General features: G+C 70.8%; 1 protein-coding gene. It reads left to right on the top strand.

The window, feature by feature from the left end:
- The first annotated feature begins 74 nt into the window (after positions 1-74).
- Positions 75-12,716, top strand: coding sequence for a type I polyketide synthase (locus AC3EUV_RS28895; protein WP_435604209.1), 12,642 nt, complete (start codon positions 75-77; stop codon positions 12,714-12,716).
- Positions 12,717-12,742: the final 26 nt, after the last annotated feature.

The raw sequence follows: 12,742 nt of genomic DNA on the forward strand, positions 1-12,742 counted from the left end.
GCCCGCCTTTCGGAGCCCGCCGCTGTGGAACGGTGAACGCAAGCCGGTGCCGCTTCGCGTAGGGAGTGCGTTTGATGAACGGGTCGGAATCCGCGGGCTCCACGATTCCCTCGCCACACGGCGAGCCGATCGCGGTCATCGGCCTTTCCTGCCGCCTGCCCGGGGCGGCCGATCCCGACGCCCTCTGGGAACTCCTCCGCGACGGCAGAAGCGCCGTCACCGAGGCGCCCGCCGACCGCTGGACCACCGAACTCCTGGCGCGGTCAGGGGTGTCCGAGCCGGCCCGGGGGGGCTTCCTCGACGACGTCGCCGCCTTCGACGCCACCTTCTTCGGCGTCTCACCGCGCGAGGCGCAATCGATGGACCCGCAGCAGCGACTCGCCCTCGAACTCGGCTGGGAGGCCCTGGAAAACGCCCGCATCCGCCCCGAAAGGCTCAACGGCCACCGGACCGGGGTGTACATCGGAGCCACCGTCGAGGATTACGCCGTACTCGTCCACCAGCAGGGCCCCGCAGCACTCGACCATCACACTCCGACCGGCCTCAACCGCGGACTCATCGCCAACCGCATCTCCTACCACCTCGGTCTGCGCGGCCCCAGCATGACCCTGGACACCGCTCAGTCCTCGTCGCTCGTCGCGGTCCAGGCCGCATGCGACAGTCTGCGTCGTGGAGACTGCCAAACCGCCCTGGCCGGCGGGGTGCACCTCAATCTCGCCCCCGAGAGCACCATCGCCATGTCCCGCTTCGGCGCACTCAGCCCGAGCGGCCTCTGCTACCCCTTCGACGCCCGTGCCAATGGGTTCGTACGCGGCGAGGGAGGCGGCCTCGTCGTCCTCAAGCCGCTGGCCAGGGCACTGGCGGACGGTGACCATGTCCACTGCGTGATCCGCGGCGGAGCGGTCAACAACGACGGCGGCGGGCCCGGACTCACGACGCCGAGTGCCGCCGCGCAGGAAGAGGTGCTGCGCCTGGCCTGCGAACGTGCCGGCATCCACCCCGTCGATATCGGCTATGTGGAACTGCACGGCACCGGCACCAAAGTCGGCGACCCCATCGAGGCGGCGGCACTCGGCGCCGCTCTCGGCACCGACCCACGGCGGAGCACCCCGCTGCCGGTGGGTTCGGTCAAGTCGAACATCGGCCACCTGGAAGGGGCCGCAGGAATCGCAGGACTGCTGAAGGTGGTGCTGTGCGTGGAGCACGGACACCTCGTGCCGAGCCTGAATTTCACCACACCCCACCCCGACATTCCGCTTGATGCCCTGAACCTGCGGGTGCAGACGGAGCCTTGTGCATGGACGGCGCAGGAGGGCCGGCAACTCATCGCAGGCGTCTCCTCGTTCGGCATGGGCGGCACGAATGCGCACCTGATCGTGGGGCGGACCGAGCAGCCCGAGCGGACGGAGCCGGCCGAGGAGGAGTGCGCTGCTGCGTCGACGGCTGTGTCCTCCGGTGCGGGTGCGGGTGTGGTGGTGCCGTGGGTGGTGTCGGGCCGTTCTGCGGGTGCGTTGGCGGGGCAGGCCGAGCGGTTGGTGTCACGGGTGGCGGGGTCTGGTCTGTCGCCGGTTGATGTGGGTTGGTCGTTGGTGGCGTCGCGGACGTCGTTCGAGCACCGGGCGGTCGTCGTCGGGGCAGAGACCGGCGAACTGACCTCCGGGGTACGCGCGGTGGCAGACGGACATGCCGATGCCGCAGTGACACTCGGCGAAGTGGCCGACCGCTCTGGCGGGGCGGTGTTTGTCTTCCCTGGTCAGGGCTCGCAGTGGGTGGCGATGGCGGTCGAGTTGCTGGATTCCTCGCCGGTGTTTGCGCGTCGATTGGCGGAGTGCGGGGCGGCGCTGGAGCCGTTCACCGACTGGTCGTTGACCGGTGTGCTGCGTGGGCTGTGGGGCGCCCCGGGTCTGGACCGGGTGGATGTGGTGCAGCCGGTGTTGTGGGCGGTGATGGTGTCGTTGGCGGAGGTGTGGCGCGCCCATGGTGTGGAGCCTGCCGCGGTGGTGGGGCACAGCCAGGGAGAGATTGCCGCGGCCTGCGTCGCCGGGGCGCTGAGTTTGGCCGACGGCGCCCGGATCGTGGCGCTGCGCAGCAAGGCGATCCGTGCCCTGTCGGGTCGCGGCGGGATGGTGTCGGTGGCGTTGCCCCGGCCCGAGACGGAGGAGTTGATCAAGGCATGGAACGGTCGGGTCTCGGTTGCGGCGGTCAATGGCCCGTCGTCGGTGGTGGTGTCCGGTGATGGTGATGTTCTGGGCCGGTTGGTGGCGGCGTGCCGGGAGCGTGGGGTGCGTGCGCGACGGGTCGAGGTGGATTACGCCTCGCATTCGGCTCATGTGGAGTCGATCGAGGAGACGCTGAGGGCGGCTCTGGCGCCGGTCGCGCCCCGGACGTCGTCCGTGCCGTTGTTTTCGACGGTGACGGGGGAGTGGCTGGACACGGCGGAGATGGACGCCGGGTACTGGTTCACCAATCTGCGGCAGACGGTGGAGTTCGCGTCTGCCGTCGAAGCCCTCATCGCGGCCGGTCACCGCACGTTCGTGGAGGTCAGCCCGCATCCGGTGCTGACGATGCCGGTGCAGGAGACGGTTGAGGACGCGGGTGCCGAGGCGGTGGTGGTGGGCACGCTGCGCCGCGGTGCGGGCGGGCTCGCCCGGTTCTACCTCTCACTGGGCGAGCTGTACGTGAACGGTGTGGACGTCGACTGGTCCCCGGCCTTCGCTGCCCATCGTCCCCGGCTCGTGGATCTGCCCACCTACGCCTTCCAGCGCGAGCGGCACTGGGTGGAGCACACCGCCGAGCGCCCCAGCCGGTCCGCTTCCCAGGAGCCGATCCGGCCCGCCGATGCCACCTCCGCCGGCTCCGGGACGAGCCGGCCGACGCTCGATGTCGTACGGGACAACGCTGCCGCAGTGCTCGGCCATCGGGAGCCCTCCGCGGTCAACGTGGGCCGGACCTTCAAGGATCTGGGCTTCGACTCGGTCACCTCGGTGGAGCTGCGCAATCGGCTGAACCGGGAGCTCACGGTACGGCTGCCGTCCACGGCGCTGTACAACCATCCTTCTCCCGCCCGGCTGGCTCGCCATATCGACGCGGAATTCCTGGGCGGCAGCAACGCCGTGGAACAAGCGCACCGCCCGGCCATCGACCCCGATGAGCCGATCGCCATCGTCGCGATGGCCTGCCGCTACCCCGGTGGCGTACGGTCGCCCGAAGATCTCTGGCAGGTGCTGCGGGACCGAGTGGACGCGGTGTCGCCGTTTCCCACTGATCGGGGCTGGAACACCGACGGCCTGTACGACCCGAACCCCGAACGTTCGGGCACCAGTTACGCACGCGAGGGCGGGTTCCTGGATGCCGCGTCCTTCGACGCCGGGTTCTTCGGGATTTCGCCGCGTGAGGCCCTGGCGATGGACCCGCAGCAGCGGCTTCTCCTGGAGACCTCCTGGGAGGCGCTGGAACGGGCAGGTATCGACCCGGCGGGAATCCGCGGCAGTCTCACGGGTGTGTTCGTCGGTGCCATGGCACAGGAGTACGGCCCCCGTCTCCACCAGGCCAGCCACCAGGTCGAGGGGCATGTCCTGACCGGAACGACCACGAGCGTTGCCTCCGGACGCATCGCTTACACGCTCGGTCTCGAAGGACCGGCCATCAGCGTGGACACGGCGTGCTCGTCATCCCTGGTGGCGCTGCATCTGGCGGCGCAGGCGCTGCGCGGAGGAGAGTGCACACTCGCGCTCGCCGGTGGGGCGACGGTGATGTCCCAGCCGGGAATGTTTGTGGAGTTCAGCCGGCAGCGGGGGCTCGCGCCCGACGGACGGTGCAAGCCGTTCGCCGCCGCCGCCGACGGCACGGCCTGGGGCGAGGGCGCCGGGATCCTGCTGCTGGAGCGCCTGTCGGACGCCCGGCGCAACGGCCACCCGGTGCTGGCCGTGATGCGCGGCAGCGCCATCAATCAGGACGGCGCCTCGAACGGTCTCAGCGCCCCCAACGGGCTCTCGCAAGAGCGCGTGATCCGGGCCGCGCTCGCCGCTGCCGGGCTTCAGCCGTCCGAGGTCGACGCGGTCGAGGCGCACGGTACCGGGACGGCGCTCGGCGACCCCATCGAGGCCCAGGCGCTGCTCGCCACATACGGCAGTGACCGCGACGAGGACCGGCCGCTGTGGCTCGGCTCGCTCAAGTCCAACATCGGTCACACCCAGGCCGCCGCCGGGGTCGCGGGGGTCATCAAGATGGTGCTCGCGCTGCAACATCGCGTGCTGCCGGAAACTCTGCACCTCGATGCACCGTCCCCGCATGTGGACTGGTCGGCAGGCGCGGTACGGCTGCTCACCGCGGCGCAGCCGTGGGAGGAGAACGGGCAGGTGCGCCGGGCCGGTGTCTCGTCCTTCGGCATCAGTGGCACCAATGCGCATGTGATCGTGGAACAGCGTCCGTCGGAAGCCCCGCACGGGCCGGGCGGCGACGAGGACCAGGGCGGCGACGAAACGGGTGACGGCGCCATCGAGCGTCCGGTTGTGCCATGGGTCGTGCATGGCCGCACCCCGAACGCACTGCGCGCACAGGCAGCCGCGCTCGCCACCCATCTCGATTCCCTCCCCGACGCCGCACCGTACGACGTGGCGCACTCCCTGCTCACGACCCGCGCGGCACTGGAACACCGAGCGGTGCTCATCGGCGCCGACCGCGCCGCGCTGCTCTCGGAGCTGCACGCCGTGACCGAGGGCGACCCCGGCCCCCGTACTGCCACGGGCTCCGTACCCGCTGCCCCTGGGTCAGGAACGGTGTTCGTGTTCCCTGGTCAGGGGGCGCAGTGGGTGGGGATGGCGGTGGAGTTGCTGGACTCCTCGCCGGTGTTCGCGGCCCGGTTGGCGGAGTGTGAGGCGGCGTTGGAGCCGTTCACCGACTGGTCGCTACGCGAGGTGCTGCGTGCGGTCGAGGGCTCCCCGGGTCTGGATCGGGTGGATGTGGTGCAGCCGGTGTTGTGGGCGGTGATGGTGTCGTTGGCGGAGGTGTGGCGGGCTCATGGTGTGGAGCCTGCGGCGGTTGTGGGTCACAGTCAGGGGGAGATCGCGGCGGCCTGTGTTGCCGGGGCGTTGAGTCTGGACGATGGCGCTCGGGTGGTGGCGCTGCGGAGCAGGGCGATCCGTGCGCTGTCGGGTCGTGGCGGGATGGTGTCGGTGGCGCTGTCCTCTTCCGAGATATCGGGGTTGATCGAGCCGTGGGACGGTCGGGTTTCGGTGGCGGCGGTCAATGGCCCGTCGTCCGTTGTGGTCTCCGGTGACGCGGATGCACTCGATGAGCTGAGGGAGGTTTGCCGGGAGCGCGGGGTCCGGGCTCGTCGTATCGAGGTGGATTACGCCTCGCATTCGGCTCATGTGGAGTCGATCCGCGAGGAGTTGCTGGAGGTCTTGGCGCCCCTCGCGCCCCGGACGTCGTCCGTGCCGTTGTTTTCGACGGTGACGGGGGAGTGGCTGGACACGGCGGAGATGGACGCCGGGTACTGGTTCACCAACCTGCGGCAGACGGTGGAGTTCGCGCCTGCCGTCGAAGCCCTCATCGCGGCCGGTCACCGCACGTTCGTGGAGGTCAGTCCGCATCCCGTGCTCACCGTGCCGCTTCAGGAGACCGTCGAGGCTGCCGGTGTGGAGGCGGTGGTGACGGGCACCCTGCGCCGGGACGACGGTGGTCTCTCGCGGCTCTACACCTCACTCGCTGAGCTGTATGCGCACGGTGTCGACGTCGACTGGTCCCCCGTGTTCGCCGACCGGCGCCCGCACCGGGTGGAGCTGCCGACGTATGCATTCCAGCGGCAGCGCTTCTGGCTGGAGCCGGATGCTCCGGCCGTGGCCGTATCCCCTGAGGAAGAGGCGTTCTGGACGGCCGTCGGGGACCAGGACGCGGAAGCGCTGGTGGGCACGCTCGGGCTGCCCGGCGTCGAGACCCTGAACGAGGTGCTTCCTGCGCTGTCGTCGTGGCACCGGAGTCGGCGGCAGCGGGACACAGCGGACGGCTGGCGCTACCGCATTGTGTGGCGGCCCCTCACCGAGCCGGCCGCCCGGCAACTTGACGGCAGTTGGCTCGTGGTGGTTCCGGCCGGGTACGGGGACGACGTGCTGGTGCGGGGTGCCCGGGAGGCGTTGGAGGAAGCGGGCGCACGCGCACACTCACTGACGGTGGACGACGGCGCCGAGCTGGCGGATCTGCTGCGCGCCGAGTCCGCTCCGTACGCCGGAGTGCTGTCACTACTGGCCCTGGATGAACGGCCGGACCGTACTCACCCCTGCGTTCCCACCGGTCTTTCGCTCACCCTCGCACTGCTCCAGGCGCTCGGAGAAGCCGGGATCGGCGCCCCGCTGTGGTGCGTCACCCGAGGTGCGGTCGCCACCGGCAGCGCCACCGGCGAGGACGGTGCGCCGGTGAATCCCGACCAGGCCGGGATCTGGGGGCTCGGCCGGGTCGCCGCGCTGGAGCACCCGGAGCGCTGGGGCGGCCTCATCGACATGCCCGCCCAGGCCGGTGGTCAGCCGGCGGCGGACGGCCGGCCGGCGGCACTGGTGGCGCGGATCCTGGCAGCCGGTGACGACGAGGACCAGCTCGCTGTCCGCGGGGCCGCCCTGTTCGGGCGGCGGCTGATTCCCGCACCGGTCGTCGGTGTGACGCCGCGGCACTCCTGGCGGCCCCGCGGCACCGTTCTCGTCACCGGCGGTACCGGAGCGCTGGGCGCCCATATCGCCCGTTGGCTCGCCGCCCATGGCGCGGAACATCTCGTCCTCACCGGCCGTCGTGGCGCCGATGTCCCCGGCGTGGCCGCACTGTGCTCCGAACTCCGTGACCAGGGCGTCCAGGTCACCGTGGCGGGGTGCGACATGGGCGATCAGCAGGCGGTGGCGGACCTCGTGCGGCAGATCGAGCAGGACGGGGAACCGGTGCGGGCCGTTGTGCACGCCGCCGGTGTCAGCGTCCTCGGTCCGCTGGCCGGAGCCGGTCCGGAAGACCTCGCGGCGGCGCTCGTGGGCAAGGTCGCCGGAGCCGGCCATCTGGCCTCCGTACTCGACCCCGCAGAACTCGACGCGGTCGTCTACTTCTCTTCCATATCCGGCACCTGGGGAGTGGCCGACCACGGCGCATACGCCGCGGCCAACGCCCTCCTCGACGCCCGTGCCGAACGCGGCCGGGCCGACGGGCTGCCGGTACTGTCGGTCGCCTGGGGCCCCTGGGCCGGCGGCGGCATGATCGCCGACTCGGTTCACGAGGTACTGCGGCGCCGCGGAGTGCCCGTCATCGACCCGGACACCGCGCTCACCGCGCTCCAGCAGGCGCTCGACCACGGCGACACCTCGATCGCGGTCGCCGAGGTGGACTGGCAGCGCTTCAGCAGCGTCTTCACCTCGGTACGGCCCAGTCACCTGCTCACGGAGATCCCGCAACTCGCTGCGGACGAGAACGAGGCCGGAGACGGAGACGGAGACGGGGATGGGGACGGGGGCGGCGGCGACGGCAGCGACAGCACGGCGCGCGGATCCGCCCGGTCGCTGCTCGCTCAGCGGCTCGCCGGACTCGATGTCCGGCAACGCACCGCCGTACTGCTGGATCTCGTCCGTGAACAGATCGCCGCCGTGCTCGGTCACGACAAGACGACGACCCCCGTGGACTCCGAACGCCCCTTCAAGGAGCTGGGTTTTGATTCCCTGACCGCCGTCGAGCTGCGCAACCGCCTGAGCCGTGCCACCGGGCTGCGGCTGCCACGGACTGTTGTGTTCGACCACCCCAGCCCGGCCGCGCTCGCCGGCTACGTCGGCGCCGAGATGACAGGCGAGGAGGAACCCGCCGCGAAGCCGTCCGCGGCGCCCGCGTCCGCGCCCATCTCCGCAGACGCAGACGCAGACGCAGACGCCGACCCGATCGCGATCGTGTCCATGGCCTGCCGTTACCCGGGGGGCGTCCAGTCGCCGGAGGACCTGTGGCAGCTGGTGCGGGAAGGCATCGATGCGATGTCCGCCTTCCCCACCGACCGCGGATGGGACCTGGAGGGCCTCTACGACCCCGATGCCGACCAGCCGGGCAGCAGCTACGTCCGGGAGTCAGGATTCCTGCGCGACGCCGGTGACTTCGACGCCGGTTTCTTCGGGATCTCGCCGCGTGAGGCCCTGGCGATGGACCCGCAGCAGCGGCTTCTTCTGGAGACCTCCTGGGAGGTCTTCGAGCGTGCGGGCATCGACCCCAAGTCCCTGCGGGGCAGCGGGACCGGTGTCTACATGGGCGTCACCGACCAGGAGTACGGGAACCGCCTTCGCGCGGCGGATCCTGGGCACATCGAGGGATATCTCGCGACCGGGGCGGCCACCAGCGTCGCCTCCGGCCGGGTCGCCTACACACTGGGACTGGAAGGCCCGGCCGTAACGGTCGATACGGCATGCTCGTCCGCACTGGTCGCCTTGCACATGGCAGTGCGAGCACTCCGCTCGGGGGAGTGCTCGCTCGCCGTCGCGGGAGCCGCGATGATCATGGCTGATCCCGGGCCGTTCATCGGTTTCAGCCGTCAGCGGGGGCTGGCACGGGACGGGCGGTGCAAGCCGTTCTCGGCGGCGGCCGACGGCTTTGCACTCTCCGAGGGTGTCGGTGTCCTGCTGGTGGAACGCCTGTCCGACGCCCGCCGCAACGGGCACCCGGTGCTGGCGGTCGTCCGCGGAACGGCGATCAATCAGGACGGTGCGTCGAACGGTTTGACCGCGCCGAACGGGCCTTCGCAGCAGCGGGTGATCCGGGCCGCGCTGGCCGATGCCGGTCTGTCGGCCGGTGAGGTGGACGTGGTGGAGGCGCACGGCACGGGCACGTCGCTCGGTGATCCGATCGAGGCGCAGGCGCTGCTGGCCACCTACGGGCAGGAGCGGGAGGCGGACCGGCCGCTGTGGCTCGGCTCGGTCAAGTCGAACATCGGGCATACCCAGACCGCTTCCGGGATGGCCGGTGTCATGAAGACGGTGCTCGCCATGCGGTGTGCCGAATTGCCGGCGACCTTGTACGTGGACGAGCCGTCGCCGCAGGTGGAGTGGTCGTCGGGCGCGGTGGAGCTGCTGACCGAGGCCCGGCCGTGGACGGTGGAGGACGACCGTCCGCGCCGCGCCGGAATCTCCGCCTTCGGGATCAGCGGGACCAATGCGCATGTGATCGTCGAGCAGGCGGAGGAGCCTGAGCAGGAACAGGAGTCGGCTTCGATTTCGTCTCCCGCCTCCGGCGGCGTGCTCGTGCCGTGGGTGGTGTCCGGTCGTTCTGCCGATGCGCTGGTGGCGCAGGCGGAGCGGTTGGTGTCGCGGGTGACGGGCTCTGGCTGGTCGCCGGTCGATGTGGGGTGGTCGTTGGCGGCATCGCGGTCGTCGTTCGAGCATCGAGCGGTGGTCGTGGGCTCGGAGTCCGGTGAACTCATCACAAAGTTGGGGCAGTTGAGCCCGGCCGCTGCGGCGGCCGACCCGGGCAGGACCGTGTTCGTCTTCCCGGGGCAGGGGTCGCAGTGGGTGGGGATGGCGGTGGAGTTGCTGGATTCTTCGCCGGTGTTCTCGGGCCGGTTGGCGGAGTGTGAGGCGGCGTTGGGGCCGTTCATCGACTGGTCGTTGACCGCGGTGCTGCGTGGGGCTGAGGGCGCGCCGGGGCTGGACCGGGTGGATGTGGTGCAGCCGGTGTTGTGGGCCGTGATGGTGTCGTTGGCGGAGGTCTGGCGTGCCCACGGCGTAGAGCCCGCGGCGGTCGTCGGCCACAGCCAGGGAGAGATTGCCGCGGCCTGTGTCGCCGGAGCGTTGAGCTTGACGGACGGCGCGCGGGTGGTCGCCCTTCGCAGCAAGGCGATCCGTGCGTTGTCCGGCCGTGGCGGAATGGTGTCGGTAGCGCTGTCCCCGCCCGATGCATCGGACCTGATCAAGCCGTGGAACGGTCGGATTTCGGTGGCGGCGGTCAACGGGCCGTCGTCCGTGGTGGTCAGTGGCGATGCGGACGCACTCGATGAACTGATGGGGAGGTGTCGGGAGCGCGAGGTCCGTGCTCGCCGCATTGAGGTGGATTACGCCTCGCATTCGGCTCATGTGGAGTCGATCGAGGAGACGCTGCGGGAGGTCCTGGCGCCGGTCGCGCCCCGGAAGTCGTCCGTGCCGTTGTTTTCGACGGTGACGGGGGAGTGGCTGGACACGGCGGAGATGGACGCCGGGTATTGGTTCACCAACCTGCGGCAGACGGTGGAGTTCGCGCCCGCCATTGAAGCCCTCACCGTGGCCGGCCACCGCACCTTCGTGGAGGTCAGTCCGCATCCCGTGCTCACCGTGCCGCTTCAGGAGACCGTCGAGGTTGTGGGTGGGGATGCGGTGGTGACGGGCACCTTGCGTCGTGACGACGGTGGTCTGTCGCGGCTCTACACCTCACTCGCTGAGCTGTATGTGAAGGGCGTGGAGGTGGATTGGTCGGTGGCGTTTGCCGGGCATCGTCCGCAGCTCGTGGACCTGCCCACCTACGCCTTCCAGCGCCGCCGTTACTGGCTGGAGTCCGGGCGGTCGTCTGTGGACGGTGCGGTCGATCCGGTGGATGCGCGGTTCTGGGACGCGGTGGAGCGTGCGGATCTGGAGGGTCTGGCGGCGACGTTGGGGCTGGCGGAGCCGGGGGCTTTGCGTGAGGTGTTGCCGGCGTTGTCGTCGTGGCGGCAGGGCCGTCAGCGGCGGAGCACGGTCGACGGGTGGCGCTACCGGATCGTCTGGCGGCCCCAACCCGAGCCGGAGCAGGGTGAGTTGGCCGGACGTTGGCTGATCGCTGTTCCCGCCGACCACCTGGACGACGACCTCGTGCAGGCGACCTCCCAGGGTCTCGGCGACCGGGCCCGCATCATGTCCGTATCGGCCACTGCCGACCGTGCGGAACTGGTGGCACAGCTGGCGGCGCTGCGCGGTGAGGCTGATACCCCGCTGCACGTGGTGTCGCTGCTCGCGCTGGACGACCGGGATGCCGGCGGCCACCGAGGAGTGCCCAGCAGTCTGCTCAGCACCCTGGCACTCACCCAGGCACTGGCCGACACGGAGATGAACGCCCGTCTGTGGGCGGTCACCCAGGGCGCGGTCTCCACCGATGCCTTCACCCGGGGACCGGAAACCCACCAGGGGTCCGACCCGATAGGCAACCCCGGCCAGGCTGCCATCTGGGGTCTGGCCCGGGTCTTCGGCCTCGATCACCGTGATCGCTGGGGTGGCCTGATCGATCTGCCGGGGACTCTCGACGAGCAAGCGCTGCGCCGTTTCCTGGCCCTGCTCGGCGGTGACGGCGGCAGCGAGGACGAGTATGCCGTCCGGCCTTCCGGCGTTCATGTCCGGCGTATGGTGCGTGCGCCCCTCGCCCCGTCGGCTGTGGCCGAGCCGTGGCAGCCGCGCGGCACCGTTCTCGTCACCGGCGGCACCGGAGCCCTCGGCGCCCATGTGGCGCGGGCGCTCGCGGCCGGCGGTGCGGAGCACGTGGTACTCGCCGGCAGGCGCGGCCCGGATGCCCCCGGTGCATCCGAGTTGTCCGCCGAGCTGACCGCCCTCGGTACGCGCGTCACCGTGGCCGCATGCGATGTGACCGACCGGGCCGCGGTGGCCAAGCTGCTGGACTCGTTCACCGGCGAGGCTCCGCTGACCGCCGTCGTGCACACCGCGGGCGTCGTCGGCGAGGCCCGTCCACTGGGCGAGACTTCCCTCGACGACGCCATGGCCGCCGTACACGCCAAGGTTTCCGGTGCCTGTCACCTCGACGAGTTGCTGGCGGATCACCCGCTGGACGCCTTCGTGCTGTTCTCCTCCGGCGCCGGAGTGTGGGGCAACGGCGGACAGGGACCCTACGCGGCAGCCAACGCTGCTCTTGACGCGCTCGCCGAATGGCGCCGGGCGCAGGGCCGCCCGGCCACCTCCATCGCCTGGGGTGCCTGGGCCGGAGGCGGCATGGTCGACGAGGCCGTGGCCGAGCAGCTGCGGCGCCGCGGTGTCCCCGCAATGGACCCCGGCCTGGCCGTACATGCGCTGCGGGAAGCCATCGACCACGGGGAGACCACCCTCGTCGTCGCCGACATCCGATGGGACCGCTTCCTCCCCGCCTACACGGTGAGCGGGCCCCGTCCGCTTCTGGACGAGCTGCCGGACGTACGGCAACTGCTCGCCGGCCAGAAGGACAAGGCGGACGAGGCCGACGAGAAGGGTTCGGGCCTGCCGGGGAGGCTGGCCGCGCTTCCGGAGGCCAAGCGCAAGCGGATGCTCCTGGACCTTGTCCGCACCCATGCGTCCGCCGTACTGGGGCACTCCTCGACCGACGCGGTCCGGCCCGCTCGGGCCTTCCGTGAGTTGGGCTTCGACTCACTGACCGGAGTGGAGCTGCGCAACCGGCTCAATGCGGTCACCGCGCTCATGCTCCCCGCCACTCTGGTCTTCGACCACCCCACACCGACCGCGCTCGCCGAATATCTGCGGGGCGAACTCCTGCCCCCGGAACCGGAACCGGGGAGCGCAACCGCCGTGCTCCCCGAGCTGCAACAGGTCGCGAGCGCACTGCAAGCGGCCACCGACGACGCCCGGCGGGCGCTCACCGAAGGGCTGCGCGGCCTGCTCGCCGACTGGGAAGGCCAGGCGCCGCCACCGGTGGAGACCGTTGACGACGAACTCGCGGAAGCGAGCGATGAGGACATGTTCGACCTGATCGACAGGGAACTCGGGACCGGCTGATCCGGAACGCACACCGACCGCCGGTT

Source organism: Streptomyces sp. bgisy130 (assembly GCF_057708345.1).

Excerpts from the sequence above, each read along its gene's own strand:
- AC3EUV_RS28895 (WP_435604209.1), top strand. The coding sequence starts at position 75 with ATGAACGGGTCGGAATCCGCGGGCTCCACGATTCCCTCGCCACACGGC.